The sequence below is a fragment of the Lactobacillus sp. X-49 genome (genome assembly GCF_057063645.1).
Genome location: NZ_JBXSQM010000008.1, coordinates 64,008 through 83,389 on the forward strand (window position 1 = coordinate 64,008; position 19,382 = coordinate 83,389).

At 32.1% G+C, this 19,382-nt stretch carries 20 protein-coding genes, 2 tRNA genes and 1 other annotated feature; of the genes, 4 read left to right on the forward strand and 18 right to left on the reverse strand.

Annotation, left to right across the window (positions count from 1 at the left end; all coding sequences use genetic code 11):
* Positions 1-112: 112 nt before the first annotated feature.
* The 7 genes from ACYIAQ_RS05410 to ACYIAQ_RS05440 all read right to left on the reverse strand — a co-directional run bounded on the left by ACYIAQ_RS05410 (position 113) and on the right by ACYIAQ_RS05440 (position 6,357).
* The gene (locus tag ACYIAQ_RS05410) at positions 113-1,978 is read right to left on the reverse strand and encodes a BglG family transcription antiterminator (protein WP_483562791.1); all 1,866 of its coding nucleotides are present in this window, start codon (positions 1,976-1,978) and stop codon (positions 113-115) included.
* Between the two features lie 13 nt (positions 1,979-1,991).
* A complete protein-coding gene (locus ACYIAQ_RS05415) occupies positions 1,992-3,461 on the reverse strand; it encodes a glycoside hydrolase family 1 protein (RefSeq protein WP_483562792.1) in 1,470 nt (489 codons plus the stop codon).
* A complete protein-coding gene (locus ACYIAQ_RS05420) occupies positions 3,436-3,816 on the reverse strand; it encodes a PTS lactose/cellobiose transporter subunit IIA (protein WP_483562793.1) in 381 nt (126 codons plus the stop codon). Before ACYIAQ_RS05420 ends, ACYIAQ_RS05415 begins: the two co-directional genes overlap by 26 nt.
* 9 nt (positions 3,817-3,825) lie before the next feature.
* Positions 3,826-5,061, reverse strand: a complete 1,236-nt coding sequence (locus ACYIAQ_RS05425) for a PTS sugar transporter subunit IIC (RefSeq protein ID WP_483562794.1) — start codon at positions 5,059-5,061, stop codon at positions 3,826-3,828.
* A gap of 23 nt (positions 5,062-5,084) precedes the next feature.
* The gene (locus ACYIAQ_RS05430) at positions 5,085-5,393 is read right to left on the reverse strand and encodes a PTS sugar transporter subunit IIB (protein ID WP_483562795.1); all 309 of its coding nucleotides are present in this window, start codon (positions 5,391-5,393) and stop codon (positions 5,085-5,087) included.
* Positions 5,394-5,819: 426 nt separating this feature from the next.
* A complete protein-coding gene (locus ACYIAQ_RS05435) occupies positions 5,820-5,996 on the reverse strand; it encodes a hypothetical protein (RefSeq protein ID WP_483562796.1) in 177 nt (58 codons plus the stop codon).
* Between the two features lie 55 nt (positions 5,997-6,051).
* Positions 6,052-6,357, reverse strand: a complete 306-nt coding sequence (locus tag ACYIAQ_RS05440; RefSeq protein WP_483562797.1) for a site-specific integrase — start codon at positions 6,355-6,357, stop codon at positions 6,052-6,054.
* Positions 6,358-6,647: 290 nt separating this feature from the next.
* On the opposite strand from ACYIAQ_RS05440, the gene ACYIAQ_RS05445 reads away from it, so the two are divergent.
* Together ACYIAQ_RS05445 and ACYIAQ_RS05450 are read left to right on the forward strand one after the other, a co-directional pair.
* The gene (locus ACYIAQ_RS05445) at positions 6,648-6,902 is read left to right on the forward strand and encodes a hypothetical protein (RefSeq protein ID WP_483562798.1); all 255 of its coding nucleotides are present in this window, start codon (positions 6,648-6,650) and stop codon (positions 6,900-6,902) included.
* Entirely contained in the window at positions 6,833-7,438 is a 606-nt protein-coding gene (locus ACYIAQ_RS05450) for a hypothetical protein (protein ID WP_483562799.1), read from the forward strand. Before ACYIAQ_RS05445 ends, ACYIAQ_RS05450 begins: the two co-directional genes overlap by 70 nt.
* Positions 7,439-7,578: 140 nt before the next feature.
* On the opposite strand, the gene ACYIAQ_RS05455 is transcribed toward ACYIAQ_RS05450, so the two are convergent.
* The 5 genes from ACYIAQ_RS05455 to ACYIAQ_RS05475 form a co-directional block, all read right to left on the reverse strand.
* Positions 7,579-7,938: a lysostaphin resistance A-like protein gene (locus ACYIAQ_RS05455; protein WP_483562800.1), complete on the reverse strand. Its 360-nt coding sequence runs from the start codon at positions 7,936-7,938 to the stop codon at positions 7,579-7,581.
* Positions 7,939-8,892: 954 nt separating this feature from the next.
* Positions 8,893-9,555 carry a lysostaphin resistance A-like protein gene (locus ACYIAQ_RS05460; protein ID WP_483562801.1) on the reverse strand — a complete coding sequence of 221 codons (663 nt, stop codon included), beginning with the start codon at positions 9,553-9,555 and terminating at the stop codon, positions 8,893-8,895.
* A gap of 623 nt (positions 9,556-10,178) precedes the next feature.
* Positions 10,179-11,339: a cation:proton antiporter gene (locus ACYIAQ_RS05465; RefSeq protein WP_483562802.1), complete on the reverse strand. Its 1,161-nt coding sequence runs from the start codon at positions 11,337-11,339 to the stop codon at positions 10,179-10,181.
* 39 nt (positions 11,340-11,378) lie between these two features.
* Positions 11,379-11,427 (reverse strand) — a sequence feature (sodium ion sensor (DUF1646 type); this cis-regulatory element may regulate processes involved in with the transportation of sodium ions).
* 341 nt (positions 11,428-11,768) lie between these two features.
* Positions 11,769-11,841: transfer RNA gene (locus tag ACYIAQ_RS05470), tRNA-Thr, on the reverse strand.
* Between the two features lie 69 nt (positions 11,842-11,910).
* Positions 11,911-12,669, reverse strand: a complete 759-nt coding sequence (locus ACYIAQ_RS05475; RefSeq protein ID WP_483562803.1) for an NADPH-dependent oxidoreductase — start codon at positions 12,667-12,669, stop codon at positions 11,911-11,913.
* 135 nt (positions 12,670-12,804) lie between these two features.
* On the opposite strand from ACYIAQ_RS05475, the gene galE reads away from it, so the two are divergent.
* Positions 12,805-13,794: a UDP-glucose 4-epimerase GalE gene (gene galE / locus ACYIAQ_RS05480; protein ID WP_483562804.1), complete on the forward strand. Its 990-nt coding sequence runs from the start codon at positions 12,805-12,807 to the stop codon at positions 13,792-13,794.
* A gap of 38 nt (positions 13,795-13,832) precedes the next feature.
* Here the strand turns inward: galE and ACYIAQ_RS05485 are convergent, their stop codons facing one another.
* Positions 13,833-14,381, reverse strand: coding sequence for a GNAT family N-acetyltransferase (locus ACYIAQ_RS05485; RefSeq protein ID WP_483562805.1), 549 nt, complete (start codon positions 14,379-14,381; stop codon positions 13,833-13,835).
* A 203-nt stretch (positions 14,382-14,584) separates the two neighbouring features.
* On the opposite strand from ACYIAQ_RS05485, the gene ACYIAQ_RS05490 reads away from it, so the two are divergent.
* A complete protein-coding gene (locus ACYIAQ_RS05490; RefSeq protein ID WP_483562806.1) occupies positions 14,585-15,958 on the forward strand; it encodes an amino acid permease in 1,374 nt (457 codons plus the stop codon).
* Between the two features lie 41 nt (positions 15,959-15,999).
* Here ACYIAQ_RS05490 and ACYIAQ_RS05495 read toward each other — a convergent pair whose 3' ends face one another.
* The 5 genes from ACYIAQ_RS05495 to ACYIAQ_RS05515 form a co-directional block, all read right to left on the reverse strand.
* Positions 16,000-16,362, reverse strand: coding sequence for a DUF956 family protein (locus tag ACYIAQ_RS05495; RefSeq protein WP_483562807.1), 363 nt, complete (start codon positions 16,360-16,362; stop codon positions 16,000-16,002).
* A 6-nt stretch (positions 16,363-16,368) separates the two neighbouring features.
* Positions 16,369-17,283 (reverse strand): PTS system mannose/fructose/sorbose family transporter subunit IID, encoded by a 915-nt coding sequence (locus ACYIAQ_RS05500; protein ID WP_122017760.1) that lies wholly within the window; start codon positions 17,281-17,283, stop codon positions 16,369-16,371.
* A gap of 27 nt (positions 17,284-17,310) precedes the next feature.
* Complete coding sequence (locus ACYIAQ_RS05505; protein ID WP_483562808.1) at positions 17,311-18,117, reverse strand: PTS mannose/fructose/sorbose transporter subunit IIC; 807 nt, start codon at positions 18,115-18,117, stop codon at positions 17,311-17,313.
* Between the two features lie 14 nt (positions 18,118-18,131).
* Positions 18,132-19,139: a mannose/fructose/sorbose PTS transporter subunit IIA gene (locus ACYIAQ_RS05510; RefSeq protein WP_483562809.1), complete on the reverse strand. Its 1,008-nt coding sequence runs from the start codon at positions 19,137-19,139 to the stop codon at positions 18,132-18,134.
* 141 nt (positions 19,140-19,280) lie between these two features.
* Positions 19,281-19,353, reverse strand: a tRNA-Asn gene (locus ACYIAQ_RS05515).
* Between the last annotated feature and the right edge of the window lie 29 nt (positions 19,354-19,382).

The following is a 19,382-nucleotide window of genomic DNA, read 5'->3' on the forward strand; positions in this document are numbered from 1 at the left end:
ATAATTTTGAATTTAAACGCGAATTATGTTGTTTTTACTTACTTTATTTTTTAAATAATGGCTAAACTAGTTACAATTATTAATGTTTCTTTACCTATATAATTTATAATTTTTATAACATATCTACAAGATTTTTAATAAATTGTTCATAGGTATTGCATTTAATTAATCGACTAACATTGTTGATATTAGTCACCACATTAGATAGTTCATCAAAGACATCTCTAAATAACTGCTTATTATTTGGATCAATTGCTAAAGCAATGACTAAATATACTTTATTATTATCGCTCCAACTAATTCCATTGGGATTAATAACAATAAATCCTCGACTTTTCTTAGCCGACATATTAAGCGAATGAGGAATTGCAACTTTTCCAAAAGCTGTGGAAGACATTTTTTCACGTTGATTAAGTAAACAAATAAAACTTTTATCTACTATACCTTGTTGAGTAAAACTTTTACTTACAATATTAAATACTTGATCAATGTTTTGTATATTTTTATTATTGATAAAATTGTTTTTACTAAAAAAATTAGATAATTGCTTTTGAAACCTAATCTTTCTATTCTGATGTCGCTTATTATTTATTGCTAAATTTAAAATTTTGATATCATATGGTAACAAAAACTGAGAAATGCATACTGTGGTAAAATGTGAGTCAATATAATCGGAACCTACTGAAATAAGTAAATCTATCGAATTTTGAAAATATTTTATCTGAGCCGGATCATGAACAACTTTGACAACATTTATTTTTGCCGAAAAATTTTTTTGTAAATTTTCAAGTAAAACCATAGCGTTGTCATAATATTCAGGAATAACTATTACAACTGATAATTTTTGCTTATTAGTTATTTGTTCTGCCATTGCATTTCCTATATGTAGAGCAATGTAACCTATTTCACTATCATTAATTTTTATTTTAGTTTTTTCCGATATTCTATGTGCCATAATAACCGCACATTCATAAATAGTAGGCGAAGAAAATTTTATATTTGCTGAAATAGGATTGTGTTCGTTGACTTTTAATCTAGACCTTATGATTAATCTATCTAAATGAAGAGAAAAGCGTTTTTTAAAACTTTGAGTGTTAAGATCAATAGCGTAAATTTGCCAAACATACTCAATAAGATCATCAACTAGCTTCTTTGTTTCGATAGAAATAATATTTTGGACAGTACTCTCGTTACCTAAATCTGTCTCAATTACTAACGCTAATTCTTGACAATCTGGTGTAGAGAAATTTACATGCAGTTGCTTTATTAATTGATTAACTATTTTTAATCCTATTCCGTTATTACTAACAATTCTTTGTTCATCTATATAATCAATTTGATGACCTTGCTTAGAGCGATCCAATGCAATTGCAAAATGAAGTAAAATATTATTTAATTCAAAAGTATTCAAATATATATTTTCTTTTTTAAAAATATTAGAAATCATTGTTCGAAGCTGATTGATTTTTAATTCAGGAAAGTTTTGCTGAATTATATTTTGATTCATGAATATTCCTGAAGATTCTTCATATATTAAAGAACTTAATAAACTTCGCTTTTGCCGTTCGCTACCCTCTAAACTCCAAAAATCACCATTCCTATTCAACTTTATACCAAAACGTTCTACCTCCTGCTTAACGTCTTTTAAATTTTGTAAAACTGTTGATTCACTCACGAATAGCTTTTCTGCTAAATCATATAAATTAACTGTTGAATTATTAGTTATCATAAAATTAATGATAAAATTTATGCGTTCCTCATTACTTACAGGTAAACTATTCCGATTATCTTTTGATGAGGAAGAAATATACTGATAACCTTTTGTACTCGATAAAATTTTATTATTTTGTTTTCTTAATTGTTGAATATAATTTTTTACCGTCCGCTTAGATAAGCCAATTTCAATTGCTAACTCTTGTGCTGTATGCCAACCAGATCTCTTTTGTAAATATAGTAATAATTTATCTTTTCCAAGCATAGTATATTTACTTTTAAATTTCTAATCCATTAGATTTAATTACATTCTTATACCAATAATAACTATCTTTAAGATATCGCTTCCCGCTTCCATTTCCTTCATCATCTAAATCCACATAAACAAAACCATATCTTTTAGACATTTGCTGCGATGAACAAGAAACTATATCAAGTGGCCCCCAAACACAATAAGCAATAACATTTGCACCATCATGAATAGCGTGACCAACTTGCTCAATATGCTCCCTTAAATAACTTATACGATATTCATCATGAACTTTATAATTACTTTCTAATTTATCATATGATCCAAAACCATTTTCAGCTACTATGATCGGTTTTTGATAGCGATCATAATATTGGGATAAAGTATTATATAGCCCCAAAGGATCAATCGACCATCCCCATTCACTGGTTTTTAAATTTGGATTTGGTATATTATCAGCTGGTTTCATCTTATTTTTTGTAGAATCTACCATACGAGAATAATAATAAGAAATAGCCAAAAAATCCATTCTATTTTGTTTGATTAAATCAAGCTCTTTACTAGTTATATTTAATTTAATATTATTATCGTCAAAATAATTCAAAGCAAATTTTGGATACTCTCCTCTAAATTGCACATCTGTTACAAAATATTGCATTCTATTTTGTTGCATTGCCAAAATGACATCATCTGGTTTGCTAGTAGCTGGATAGACCGTGCCATCAGCGACCATCGTTCCTATATGTAAATCAGGAAAGTTTAAAGACGTAGCATATTTTTTAATCCATGCAGCAGCTACAAATTGATTGTGCATTGCCTGATATAAAGCCTGTTCCTGATTACTATACTGATCACAGGCAACACCCACTGAAAGCCAAGGTTCAATCTGAACCATATTAATTTGGTTAACTACAATCCAATATTTAACTCGATTTCCAAACCAGTCTAATAAGACCTTGCCAAAATTTTCAAACATTGGGATCACGGCCTTGTTAGGCCATCCACCATATTTCAAAGTAATATTAACTGGAGTTTCATAATGATTCATTGTAATAATTGGTTCAATACCAAGTTCCAACATATAATCAATCATTTTTGAATAATGCTCAAGTGCTGAAACATTTGGTTTTTTTTCATCACCATTTGGAAAAATTCTTGACCAATCAAGTGATGTTCTAAAAGTTTTAAACCCAGCATCAGACAAAATCTTTAAATCTTTTTTATAGGTATGGTAAAAATTAATACCATAACGCTTAGGATAGAAATTATTTTTATCTTGAAGATTTTTTCTAACTTCTTCAATTGTCATTCCCCTTTCTTCAATAGCTTGGATTTGTTCATTAGATAAACCTTTAAGATAAGGTTGTACATCAGAAGAATTTAGACCTTTGCCATCTTCTTGGTAGGCGCCATCTGCTTGACTAGCAGCCTGTGCTCCACCCCACAGAAAACTTTTAGAAAAAACTGGATATTTATTTTTTCTCATTTCGATTGTCATAAACTTTCCCTCTTTCTTTAGCATCTCGTTCTTCAAATACTTTGATTAAATGTTTTACAAGGATATATTCGCTATTAATAGTCATTAGTGTATCTTGAGCATGGGTAAACAATACTGAATATTTAATTGGTTTTCCTTCCGCCTCTTCTTGAATTTTACTTGTTTGTAAACGATGTGCAATTATTAACTTTTTACTAGCCTCATCCATTTCAGCTTTAGCAGAATTATAATCAAAAACGGCCAAATCATCTAAAGCCTTAGCAATATTTTCTCGTGCATCACCTGCATGAAGAATAATTTCCATAGTATTTTTGATTGATTCATTTTCTGTTTTATTAAGATTGTTTTCTGTCATATTTAATTATTACTTGCTTTCTAATTCTTGGTTCACTAAATTTTTGTCATAAACTTTAAAAAATGGATAATAGACCAATCCTCCGATTATAAATAAAATAACTACTAAAAGAATTGAACTAACTGCTGGACTGACAATCCATGCTGCAAATGGAAATGGTAAATACCACATTTGCATTAATTCATGCGGAATAGGTGATAGACCTGTTTGAAACCAAACGGCAGTAATTAATGGTAGTAAAAAGCCGTTAATCCATAATGGAATCATTAAATATGGATTCCAAACAATTGTACCGAAAACAATAGGTTCATTTATATTAAATATAGAAGGTAAGATACAAGCTTTTCCTAAAGCTTTCAGCCTGTTTGATTTAGCCAAAAAGAGCATTAACAAAACCAATGGCAGTGTACATCCCACTCCACCAATCCATGGAAAGCTATAGACTAGTTCACTGGTAAAAATATGTGTTACAGCATGATTAGAACTAAAAGCATGAGAGTTAGCAGCTATTCCAGCTAACATAACGGGTTGATCAATAGCTGCTAGGACCCAACCTGAAATTCCCATTGAATATATAAAGCATTGAAAAAACAAGAATAGTGAAAATCCCCACCAAGTATCTAAAGAAGATGCTAAAGGAGAAAAAATATTTATTATTAATTGATAAAAATCAAAATGCAATACATCACTCAACAACCAACCTGTAGCAATAATCACTGCTATTGGTAGCATAGAATCAAACCATGCTGTAACAAAATCAGGCATTGAAGTATCATCACTGAAAAAACTAAATTTAGCAAAAATCTCCATGATCAAAGCGACATAAGCACCTTCAACTAAAGCAACAAACATACCTCCAGCACCCAATTCAGAAAATTTATAAGAAATTATACTTCCAGTTTTATCCCAATTAGGATTAGCTAACATTAGAAAAAGAGCTACTGATGACAAACCTGCAATAATTCTTTGTTTATTAATTTTTTTAAACTCCATAAAATTGAAGGGTACTAAAAATGCCACAAAAATCGAGGTCAATCCAAAGGTAAAATTATTAATCGGAGATAAATTAGGCCACCATTTCCAAAAATTAGTAGGAATATTCAACAATGTGATTAGAGATCCTACAAAAATAAAAGGCAAAACTTCTAGGATTGAATTCTTTATTGTAACTATCCATTGATTATTTGCAATTTTCTGAGCTTTAGGTGCAAATTTAGTGTTCAAGACATTCATAAAGCCGTTCATTTTCAAACTCCCTCACAACTATTTTATTGGTTTAAAACCGACATTAAATGATCTACTGCTCCTCTTCCATCAAGAATAGAATAGTAATCAGGTTTCATTAAAATAACTTTCACTTTCTGAGGTACACGCTCTTTAATGGCTTCAAATTCTGCTTTCAAATGCGGACCAACCATCAACGCATCAATATCATTAGCATAATCAGCAAGTTCTGCTTCGCTTCTAGCTTGAACCTTGATATCTAATCCTTCTTTTTTGGCCGCTTTTCGCATATTAGCTGCCATAAATCCTGAAGATGCTCCTGAACCACAAATTAACAATATTTTTTTACTCATAGTATTTTTCCTTTCAACTACATTAACTTATTTTCCTCATAATCATTACAAATTCTAGTATGAAAAAAAAATATTTTTTTGCACTACATAGGTGAAACGCTTACAAAACGCCTTTATCTTTTTATTTTCACTTATTACAAGTTAATATTTTTTGAACACAGTAATTTTTATGTTTCGTTTGTGTTCTTAATTATCAAATTATTCTTCGCGTATCTGTTTAAAATGCTGATACACAAAGGATAATTAACTTTTACAAACTTAATTTATGCTGATTGCCAGTGTTAAAATAACCCTTAAAGCTTTACTATCTAGCATTTATAACCGTTGTATCTAATTTTGTGTGACTAATTGTGAACTAACGATCTTTAACATATCTTCATTCTTATCCTGGGCAACATGAATATAAACTTTCATAAAAATTTTTAATTAATGACCTAACCGATAAGCTACCCAAGGATAACTAATACCTGGAATATTTGCTAGCTTAGTTGCTACTGTATGACGGCAAGTATACATACTAACACGCAAGTCATTGTTTTTAACTCCAACCTTTTTACAAATTTTACGCATCAATTCATTTAACCCACGTTGATCAATAGGCATTCCTAACCCACATAGATTATAGGTAGTCAATGCTAATAAAATTTAGTTTTGCTTATTATCTAAACCTTATTCTTGTAATAGCACCTTTATGCCTACTTTTTAAATGACCGTTTAGCTTTTTTGCTTTGCTATTCCAAGAATCGCAAATTTCAAACACTACTTTTCCATGATCTTTAATTATATTTGACCATTTCAAAGCCTGAATCTCTTGCGGTCGCATTCCTGTTTCTAAAGCTAGCCAAATTGCCAAGCAACTGCACCGAAAATTAGGTTTAATTGTAATTAATCTTTTTCTGATGTCCGTAATAATAGCCATGATTTCTTGATCAGAAAAAACATATTTTTCATCTGGTACAGTCATCTCATCATTACGGAAGAACTTATACAAGGCTTATAAAGTAACAGGATTTTTTACAATATTATCTAACGAGCCAAAATAGCATCTAATATTCTGTAACTGACATTCTTTTATATGCGCTTACATAATTAGGCGTAAATTTTCTTTGTATACTATTCAACTAATTAAAATTTGCTTGATTGCAATCAGATTTAATCTTCATGGCTAAGTATGATACCTATTAGAGCAAAAATATAGCCCATCATTCTTATACAAAATGATGGGTAGTAAAAATAATAAAGGAGACAAAAGCTATGCCAGAATGTCCTAAACCTAAAAACAAATTTCCTAAGTTATTAACTGAATATAGGGAAGATAAAAACAAGAAAAAGTTTGAAATTATTGAAGATATAAATTGGAATATTTTTATAGAAGCAGATAAAATACCCATCCGCATTGATGAATATGGTAAAAAAGCTGCTAGCTCAACTTTTACTAATTGGATTTTTCCACCAATCCTACTAGACCCGAAAATCCAGTCCAAAGAGCAGCAATTATTTGTACTCTAAAAAAGAAATATATTGATACCATATTCGACAACGGACAAGAAGTTGCCAAATATTTATTTGATGTATATAACTATGCTGTTAAATATCTTGAAGAAATTCGGGATAAGAATTTTTTTACGGATGACGTATATATACTAACTGCTGGCACATTAGAAGAAAAAATTTTATATACAAAATATCAATTTATTGCTCCCGTAGCCAATTTTGTTCTTAGTATTATTAACTTTTCTGAAGCTTTTGATTATTTCATGAGTTCTAATAAATTAATTGCTGGGGCTGTATCTTCCGAAGAACTATCTTCCGCAAGTTTAATAATGTTTTTCCATGAAGCTTTAACTACTGGTAAAATAGCACTAGAAAAATCCCTACAAACTAAAAAAACGTATATTTCTTTGGGGAAAGGTATACCCGAAGGAAATATGCGTATTACAAAAGAAATCATTAATGAATTTGCCAAGTCAGATATTAAAGTACTTGACGCAATTATCGAAACTGCTAAAAAGAATAAGTCGCTTATTACCAAACTTCTTTTATAAGTGCAACCAAAACTAGTGATGGATATAATTATTCATTGATCCCCAAAACACATTTGCTAAACTAGAAAGATCTAAAACTTTATATATTGAAGTATCACTAATTTTATTTTAAAACTTCAAATATTATGTTATGACACATATTAAAAAAGTCCAATCAAAATAGCTAATAAATTATTAACCATATACACAGCTATTGTTTGAACTATACTATTTGAATAAAAACATGAAATTCCCAATCCTATGCCTAAAACAAAATTTTCTACGGTCCCCCAATCAATTTGTCCAGAATGTAAGAATGCAAAAATAAATGCAGTTAGAAAGATATTAATTATAGGATTTATTTTTTTAAAAAAATTAGATTGTAATATACCTCTAAATAATATTTCTTCTAATACTGGAGCTATTATTATATTTCCAAAAATAATAAACACTGCTAGTGGAGATGTTTTAAGCATTTCTATTAGGTACTCTTTTTGACCCGCATCATACCCAGTAGTCATTTATAGCCATCGCAAAATTCCCAAATAGCACTTGCAACAGCTCCTAAGCAGAAATCAAACCTACCATCATATATGTTATTTAGTTCATCGTCTTATAATTCTTTATAATTATTATCTATTAATACATCCATTTCTAATTATCCCCTATATCTGCTATTTGTCTATCATTTAATAACTCATTGCCAAACATTTTTTCATCTTCTTCCATTGTTTTTACTTAACATCAAATAATTATTCAAACTCAGATTCGTTATCTTGAAAAAATTCCACAATAAATTTTGATATAATATGAATTGAATGAATTCGCCGCTTAAACTGTTCAAAGGTATATGTTTTTTCATCAACAATGAAACTTTTAAAAAAATTTTGATCAGTAAAAAGCTAGATAAGGTTGCTCAACTATATGATGCCGTATATAACCTCGACTCGATAAGTATAGAAATGAGCTAGACTATACATAAAATGGGTATTATAGCGATAATTTTATAACTTCAGTGATACTGGTTAGATGCAAATTATAGTGCTTCAATGGGACAAGAAATTCATCATTTTGAAAGGGAAGCATACACATTAAAAACTAGAAATTTATCTTATTATGCTTTTTGAAAATTACCCTTGTCTAAAATTAACAGCTCTTATATAGATGATGATTTTATCTATACTTCCTTAGAAATAACAATTCAGGAAAGTGAATTCATCCTATTAAATGTTATTTATAATTTAAATAATTCACTTGATAAAATGAATACTCACATCCATATTATGTTCCCATAACAAAAATTGAAGAAGCAAAAATTATACAAGTTTCTTCCAAACTAAAGAAAAATGCCAAATTAATAAAATTAAAAAGACAACCAAAAAGCTTAGCTATAACTAGTTAACTGAGCTTTTGGGTTTAATTTATTATGTTCTTTAAGTACTATGATGCACAAATAGATTTGGATAACAGTAAGATCAAAAAACAAAATTTATTAAATAGACAATTAAATTTGATAAACCGTGACAAAATACTACTGATCCCAAATCATCAGTCACATAATATAAAATAGAATACGAAATTCCTGAACATAATAACTCTAAAGTTTTATAGTTAAAGGAATAACCATGAGCAAATGCGAATAATACGCTCGTAATTATTATTGAAAAAAAAGGAGGTATATCTTTTAAAATACCGCCCTGTAAAATTCCTTGCCATACCATTGCCTCTAAAAGTGGAGAAATCAAAACTAACGTAATTATTAAAATTGGCGCAAGTTTTGATTGTGAAGCGGCTAGTAACTCTAAATCTTGATCGTTTCCTTTTTCAAGCACTGTAATAGCAAACTGTAAAATCTGTGAAAGTAATGCAAATAAAACTGCAAAACTATAACTTCTAATAATATTATTTTTCACAAATATTGGTTTGGAATTCAAACGATGATAAACAGTATAAACAATCAGAAATATAATTATCGTACTAAAAAATGTTATCGCAACATGTAAAAATAAATTTATATTTTTCGAACTTTCTCCCCCAAAAAAGCCTTCACTTATTGTAGGGATTTGGATAATTATAGATAATATCATAAACAAACAAAGATATAAAACTTTGTTTGTGATCTTTTTTAAACTTTTCATATTAATAATTATTCCTTCAAAATCAAAAGATTTCTCAAAACACACCAACGTGCTTGACAGCCAATCAATACTTTATATAGTCAGTTTATTATTCTTGAGTTAAAATCATTTCAAATATTTATTTCCACCTTTATAAATTCGTTTCTCGTTTATTTTCTAAAACTTTTTTTGCAGTTCTTGAGTATCAATAATCATTTTTAACCTCGCAATTAGGATCAACCTGTCTCAAAGCAAAATGTTTGTTAATTAACTAGAAAAGCCAATTTCTTTAATTTTACTATTATTATAGTACAAAACGATAACAAAACTTATCCTATTCTAAGTTTTCTATAAAAGTTATTCGGACTGCTAGGAATTTACCGCAACCAGTCAATGGTGACACTCGCAGTAAATTCCTATAACCGTAAAGTCGCAATAGCAAAAAAGAACTTCACATCTGGACAATTACTTTTGCTCTTTGCATTTTGATTACCTCCTTTTAATTTACTAAAATTGTAATACCTAAAGCTAAATTTAAGTCAATTACTAAATATATTATTTACCATTATTCCAACAATCTATAATAAATAAAAGCTCGTAATCCACAATTAATACCATAAATTTAAACAGTGTATTATAGCAAATTAATCAACATCACTATTAGCCTTTTTAATGAAATAATTAAGGACAATTGGTGACAAAATTGTAGTTACAACAATTACTATTATTAAACTAGAATATATATTCTCAGATAATAATCGACTATTGCAACCCATTTGGGCAACAATTAAGGCTACTTCACCACGTGAAATTATTCCAGCACCCACAATATCACTACTACTCTTAGATAAACCCAAAATTCTGCTAGTATATTTACCAGCCCAAAATTTAGAAGCAATTGCTAAAATAATCATTATCAAAATAAATACTAATTCCTTATAAAAATTTTTGAATGTTAACATCAATCCAATATTAACAAAGAAAATAGGGATAAACATTTCATAGCCAATATTGGAAATAGCTTTATATACCTTTTTATAATTTTCCAATTGTCTAATAGCCAACCCACAAAAATACGCACCAATAATGGCTGACAAACCCACTGCTTCAGCAATCCAGGACACAGTAAATATTAGCAATAAAGAAATAATATTCACTATCTGATTATTTTTAATTCTTAAAAAAAGCACTTTTAGGTATGGTACAAATTTATAAAGTAAATAAAGAAGGAAAAAAAATAATAATTGAATTATCGTATTAACCATAATATTATTAGTTGGCTGTTTATTTCCTGTTCCTTGGCTAAAGGTAGTAAATAGGTCCAATACAATTACTGAAAGAATATCATCTACAACTGCTGCACCTAAAATAGTTGTACCAGCTATGCTATGAAGTTGATGCTTTTCTTCTAGCACAATAGCAGAAATCGATACACTTGTTGCAGAGAAAATTATTCCAATTAATATTGCTTCTAAGGGTTTTACTCCATATAAATAACTAGCTATACCCATTAAAATAATTGGCAAAATCACACCTACACTAGCAACGCAAAAGCTTACATTAAAACATTTCTTTAATAAGTTAATGTCACTTTCCATTCCAGCTAGTGTCATTAGTAAAATAACGCCGATTTGTGAAAATACACTGATTAAATTACTTGGTCTAACCCAATTCAACACAGCTGTTCCCAAAAGTACTCCTGCTAATAACTCTCCTATTACTGCAGGCATGTCAAAGCGGACAAATATTTGTCCTAGTACTGTTGATGCCAACAAAATTAATACTAATTCTTGAATAAATTCCATAAATATTTTTATCTCCATAAACAAAAAAACTTCCAAGTTGCTTCCTGACCCAAAGAAGCAAATCTTGAAAGTTTCAATAACTCCAACCTCAAATTATTTAATTGAACAAATTTTACATCTTTTTAATTTCTTTGTATAGTTGCATGACTTTGAAATTAATTAATATGTGTTTACGTATCAAATTATTTCTAGTCACACTCAGTCACACAAAAAAGCAGGCAATTAAGCTTGCTGCATCAAGGGTTATGTTAATTCCACAAAAATTAATGACAACCAATTTCTTATTTATTTTACTTTGTGTGACCTGTAATGTGACTAACCACAACAATTCACATTAATTTACAACTATTTAAAATACTTTATAACAAACAAAAGCCCGTCATATCAAGATTGATACAACGGACTTTAATGCTATATTTGCCTTTATTATGCTGATTGCCAGAGTCGAACTGGCGACCTTTTCTTTACGAGGGAAACGCTCTACCAACTGAGCTAAATCAGCGTTTTTGGTAACATTAAAATTATACCAAAACAAAAAAAGTCATGCAAACAAATGAATGACTTTTATTTATTATTTCCAGTCAAGGCATAAATCCTGTTGATGGAGTAGTTGTGGTAACTGGTCGCGCGCAATTTTTTTATTAGCTAACTTGGCACCAGTTATTTGTTTAGTGAAAGAATCAATGCGATGGTTAGTTGCTCGTAAATCATAATATTTTTCCACAGTTTGGTCATAGTCTTTTAACTCATCAACATTGAAATCTTGTGGATAATTATTTTCAAAAGTAGTGAATTTTAGTGGTAAACGTGGTTTTAATTGCGGGTTTTGATCAGGAACCCCTACTTGCATCCCCAGTGCAGGAAAAGTCAGTTTCGGCAAATCTAATACCTCAAGTAGCGCTAGCGGATGGTCATTAATTGTTCCTAGCGGCACATAACCTAAGCCCATACTTTCCACCGCATTAGCCACATTTTGCCATGCAAGTAACGTATCATCCAATCCTTGCAAAAAGACATCCGTTGTATGTACACGACCATCATCTTGACCTAGTTGCTGGCGAATTTGCTGATTGCGATATAAGTCAACTATAAAAATAAACAAATCACCTTCAGCCCCTACATACTTTTGGTTACATAGCTGGCGAATTTTTGCTCTTTTTTCTTCATCGGTAATATGCAGAAGCGATGCATTCTGCATAAATAAACTTGTTGCCGTATGTTGAAAAACTGTGTACAACGTTGTTAATTGCTCTTGATTCAAACTCTTGTTTTTAAATTGTCTAATTGACCTGTGGTTAATTTGTTTATCAATTGTTGAATTATGAATCATTTAGTCCTATCCTCTCTAATTGGTCTTACTAAAAGTAAGTTTATTGCAAAATTATTATCCTGTCAATATTCACTATTTTAACCACCTTAACTGTGCTAAAATTTATAGCAAAGGTTATAATATATGGAGGTAACTATGCGTATATTGGTTGTTGGTGGTGCTGGATACATTGGCTCAAACGCTGTACGGCAATTACTTGATGCTGACTATGAAGTTGTCGTTCTTGACGCCCTTTATACTGGACACCGCAAGGCTGTAGATTCTCGAGCTAAATTTTATCAAGGTAGTATCGAAAACAAATTTCTAGTGAGTCAAATTCTACGTAATGAAAAAATTGATGCTGTTATGCACTTTGCTGCATACTCACTAGTACCAGAATCCATGAAAAATCCACTTAAATATTACGATAATAATGTTTGGGGAATGATTGCACTTCTTGAGGCAATGCAGGATGCAAAGGTAAATTACCTTGTCTTTTCTTCTAGTGCTGCAACTTATGGCATTCCTCAAACGTTGCCAATTACTGAAGACTCACCATTAAATCCAATTAATCCATATGGTGATACTAAATTAATGATGGAGAAAATCATGCACTGGGCCGACAAAGCTAATGGTATCAAATCAGTTGCGCTAAGATATTTCAACGTTGCCGGGGCATCAAAGGACGGACAAACAGGTGAAGATCATGCACCCGAAACACATCTTATCCCAAATATTTTAAATAGTGCCGTTAAAGGAGATAATAAGTTCACTATTTTTGGTAATGACTACGATACGCAAGATGGTACTAATGTACGTGACTACATTCAAGTGACCGATCTAATTGATGCTCATATTTTAGCACTACAATATTTAATCAAAACTAACCTATCAGATGTCTTTAATTTAGGTACTGAACGCGGCTACTCCAATTTAGAAATTTTACAAGCTGCTCGTAAAGTTACCGGAACTAAGATCCCTTACACAATCGGACCAAGACGTAACGGTGATCCGGATAGTCTTGTTGCTGACTCCACTAAAGCTAGAACCATCTTACATTGGCAACCAAAACATGAAAGTGCTGAAGATCTCATTGCAAGTGCATGGAAATGGCACCAAACTCATCCTAATGGTTATGAAGATTAAACTAAAAAATGTACTGGTGATAAATACCAGTACGTTTTTTAGTTTGTAGAATTAATAACTGTATACAAATCCATATCACAAAACTGTCCGTGATATTTTACTTCATCTTTCAATAATGCAACATGATCAAATTTTAATCTTTGTGCGATTGCTCTACTAGCTTTATTTCGATGATCGGCCAAGAGGTTTAAACGATGCAAACTTAAATTACTAAATGAAATTTGTACCAAACGTTTTACCGATTCAGTCATAATTCCTTTACCCTGATATTTTTGTCCAAGCCAATAACCAATTTCCGCACTTTGATGATTTAGCTTTATATCATGCAGATCAACCATACCCGCTGGTTGGTTATTCACAAGAATCACTAATGCCAATTTTTTATATTCCGCGGTCTCACTTCGCATAAGCTTAATAAAAGCAAGTTCATCCTGAAGCGCATTTATTTCATTCGCCCAAGGCAAGAAGCGTGATAATTCTGATCGATCCTGTTGAATAAGATTATATAAACTTTGCGCATGACTTGTTTCCGGAAAAACTAACTTAATGGATAAATTATTAAGTGAAAAAGCATCTAAAGTAAACATATCATTACTCCCTCTAATTATTTATTAATATTATTCATCATACTATTATCAACCGAATTGTTCAATTTATCCATTAAATTATATACTATATGCAAACACTAACTCAAAAATTTTTCATCTTTATATAAGCATGTCCTTTTGATAAATGCTATAATCAAATGTTGTAATATCAATGTAATATTTTGGAAACTTGGAGTGATTTAATGAGTAAAAAAGATGAATCAAAACATGATGCTGGCTATGAACGAACTTTAACCAACGCACATATCCAACTAATTGCACTAGGTGGAACCATTGGAACGGGACTTTTCTTAGGTGTCGGTAACAGTATTCGATTAGCTGGACCAAGCGTTATTTTAATTTATATAATTGTTGGCATTTTTTTATTCTTATTAATGCGCGCGCTTGGAGAACTAATTGTTTCAGATTTATCTAAGCATACCTATATTGATTTTATTAAAAAGTATTTGGGAAAAGACGTTGGTCTTATTTCTGGTTACCTCTACTGGATTAGTTGGGTTTCTCTAGGAATGGCTGAAATGACCGCACTTGGTATTTACTTTCAATATTGGTTTCCCCATCTACCGACTTGGGTTCCTGGACTTATTACGGTCGCTGTATTGCTCTTTATCAATCTTTTATCAGCACGTCTTTTCGGCAATCTTGAATTTAGTTTTGCCATTATTAAAATTGTGACGGTCATCGCCTTTATTATTTTAGTAGCCTATCTACTGATAACAGGTGGTAAAACTAGTTTTGGTCCCGTTAATTTTTCTAATTTGACTACCGATGGCGGCTTCTTTGCTAAAGGCGGCACAGGTTTTCTTTCCGGCTTTCAAATGGTAATTTTTAGTTTTGTCGGGGTTGAATTGGTTGGACTTACTGCCGCAGAGGCACAAAATCCAGCCAAAACAATTAGAAAAGCAATTAATGAGGTTCCATTAAGAATTATTTTATTTTATGTATTGGCCATTGTCGCAATCCTACTCGTCATTCCTTGGAATAAAGTTGCCACCAATTCTAGTCCATTCGTCCAAACTCTTGCTGCAACAGGTCTACGTAATGCCGGTTCAATTATTAATTTTGTAGTTATTTCTGCCGCAGTTTCAGCTACCAATAGTTTTATCTACAGTGCTGGCAGATTACTTTTTTCCATAACTTTTAATGGTAAGGGTAAATGGAATAAAACGTTTGGTCAATTGCACCGTCAACTTCCACAAAATGCTCTGATTTTATCGGCTATTTTAATGGAATTAGCACCATTTCTCATTATAATTATCGGAAACAATGCATTTAATTTTATTTCTTCGACAGCTACAAGTATGTTTTTAATTATTTGGTGCTTAATGCTCTTAACCCATATTTCTTATCGAAAAAAGACGAGAGATCATGACTTAACTGATTTCCAAATGCCTGCCTTTCCATATTCAGATTATGTAACATTGCTATTTTTCATCCTGATGATCATCTTACTACTAATTTTACCAGCTAATCGAACTGCAATGATTACCGCTTTATTAATCTTCATCATTCTCTCAACACTAGTAAAAATTCATCGCCAAGAAAAAGTTAAGTAACGAAAAAAAATACTTAGGCCAGATAACCTAAGTATTTTTATTTACTTGTTTTTAACTTTTCTCTTGATTTTTTGCCACAATCCTAACGCTTGACGCATATTATTTGCCGGTACATATTGTCTAATTGCATGCAATGTGTGTTTATTGTTACGACTAGAGAATATGAACTTGCCATTTTTTCGTGTTCGAATCTCAAAACGCGGGATATACCTACCGCCAAAATGAACATCAGCAACCACATACGTCACTTCCGCCCACGGTATTTGCACATAATCATCTACATTCCGTTCATTATAAAATTCAAATGCGTGATCGCCAACCATGAGCTTGCCATAGGTTGCAATTCCACGAAACCACGTTGCGCTTGCAGTTAAGTCAACCTTAGAATTACTTGATTCAACCATTATCTATTAAAGTACATGCAAAACATGTAAAACTACACCAACAACGAAAATCGCAATGATAATAACAATTGGTGAAACTTTCTTCTTTAACAGCCACATACATAGAAAGGTCAATAACAAACCTGCTAAACCTGGAATTAATGTATCCAAGTTGTTTTGTAAAGTAGTTACCTTAAATTTGGTTAGTGACAAGCCATTACTTTGAGCAATCAATGCTTGTTGTATACCCTTGGCACCAGCTGGAAGCGAATTCCAATCAATGTAGCCACCCTTTTGCACAGGAGTACGGGAAACGATCGGCGTAAATTTAATATTAACCCAACGCTCAATTAAGGAACCCAAAACAAACATTCCCATCATGGAAGCTCCACGTGTTACCTTTTGTAATAGTCCGCCAGACATATCGTTAGTAATTGCAGAACCCGCACGATAACCAAACTCTTGTGTGTACCACATAAAAGCAATTCTAATCACATTCCAAATAACAAAGAATAGAATTGGTCCCAAGATATTACCTTGAATCGCCATTGAGGCTCCTAGTGCTCCAACAATTGGACGCACAGTATACCAAAAGACAGGGTCACCAACACCTGCTAAAGGTCCCATCATTCCAACCTTAACACCTTGAATTGCTTCGTCACCAACTTCTGCACCATTAGCCTTATCTTCTTCTAAAGCTAAAGTAACACCTAAAATTGGCGAAACTAAGTACGGGTGAACATTGAAGAATACCAAATGACGTTCCAAAGCAGCAGCCATGTCATCTTTATTTGGATATAATTTTCGCAATGCTGGAATTAATGAATAGGCAAAACCACCATTTTGCATTCTTTCATAATTCCATGAAGCCTGCAAAAATTGTGAGTGCCACATAACTTTGAAGCGGTCGGCTTTAGTTAATTTGATTTTTTGATCAGCCATAATAAAATCCTCCTCTTGAATATCACTTTAATAGTCATCAATGATATCGCCGAGTGGATCGCCGGTACCTTCACTATCAGAACTAGAATTGCTGCTACCGCCTTTGGATTCGAGTGCCAAGTACATTAAAGCCATTGCTAAACCAATTGCACCCAAAGCGATTAAAGTTAAATCTTTAATTGCGGCTAAAGCAAAACCAATGGCAAAGAATGGCCAAACTTCACGACTCGCCATCATATTGATTACCATTGCATAACCAACAGCTACAACCATGGCACCACCAATTGACATGCCCTCACTGAGCCAAGTTGGCATTAAACCTAACCAATATTTAACCGTTGAAGCAGGAATTGCTAATAACAATGCTGCAGGAATGGCAATTCTCAATCCCTGCAAACAAACATCAATCCATTGCCACATATTAATTTTGCGCCAATTAGCATTTTTAGCATCAACATCCATGATGTGAACAACAGCAGTTGAAATGGTTCGCACAATCATTGTTAAAAATAATCCAGCAACGGCCAAAGGCATCGCAATACCAGTCGCCATGCCAATCCCCTTAGTACCTTGACCACTTTGTACCAAGATAATTGCTGAAGCAACTGAAGCTAAAGCAGCATCAGGAGCCACTGCAGCACCAATGTTGGCCCAACCAAGAGCAATCATTTGCAACTGACCACCTAAAATAATACCTAAATCTAAATGCCCAGTAACTAAACCAATTAGTGTACAAGCAACTAATGGTTGATGAAATTCCCATTGATCCAAGATACCTTCCATACCTGCTAGAAAGGCAACAAGAACCACTAAAATCATTTGTATAGCGTTCATTTTTTTGCTCCTATTTATTTATTTTGTTCATCAAGCAAACTTTGTGCTTTGTTCAAAATTGCATCCATATTGCCTGACTTATCGGTTGGTACTTTTCGAACATCAAATTTGACGCCTAATTTTTTAAGTTCATGGAAGGTATCAACATCTTCTTGATTCATTGATAAGACATTATTAGCATTAACATCACCTACACTGTAAGACATTGATCCTACATTGACAGTTTTGATATCAACACCTGCCTTAATAGCCTTTAGCACATCTTCTGGGTTTTCAAAAAGTAATAACGCATGTGTATTACCAAAACGTGGATCTTTAGCAATTGCAACCATCTTTTTTAATGGTACAGTATGTGCTTTTACACCAGCAGGTGCAGCTTCACGAATCATACTTTTACGCATATCATCTTTGGCCACACTGTCTGAAACAACGATTACTCTATCAGGGTGCATCGTTGGAATCCAACCCGTTGCAACTTGTCCATGTAGTAAGCGTGAATCAATTCTAGCCAAAACAAACTTAATATGTCCATCGCCAACCACCGTTCCTTCAGGAATTGACTCTTTACTTTTCTTCTTATTTTCTTTTACAGAAGTAGTAACCGGTTTGTTTTGAGGCATTAAAGTCGTAGGTTGTGTCTTAATCCCTTCCTTTGCTGGCTCAATAACTGCACTTGCAATTTCGTGAGCACTGAAATCAGGATTAGTTAATCGCTGGGTTAATGCTTCGACAACCATCGGTAAATTCATACCAGAAACAATTGCCCACGATGGATGCTCTTTAAGTAAACTATTAGCTTGATTAAAAGGTGTTCCACCCCATAAATCAACTAATAACAATATTTCATCTTGACTTGTAAATGAAGATATTGCACTATTCATTTTTTCTCTAATATCATCTGGCCCCTCATCAGGTGTCAAAATAACATGAGCAAAATTATCTTGTTCACCAAACAGCATTTGCGCTGATTGAGCAATTCCATCAGCAAATCCACCATGACTTGCCAATACAATTCCTACCATTAGACTTCCTCCTTCAAATAAATGTATCCATAAGATATTGTACCTTTAAGAAGTAATTAAGTCACGTCAGATCAAGCTATTTAATGTTACATAATACAACAAAACAAAAAAGGAAAGCCTAAACCTTCCTCTTACTTCTTGCTCCGGCTGTCAGACTCGAACTGACGACATCTTGATTAACAGTCAAGCGCTCTACCAACTGAGCTAAGCCGGAATATTAAAAAAGCACGGCAGCTTCCTACC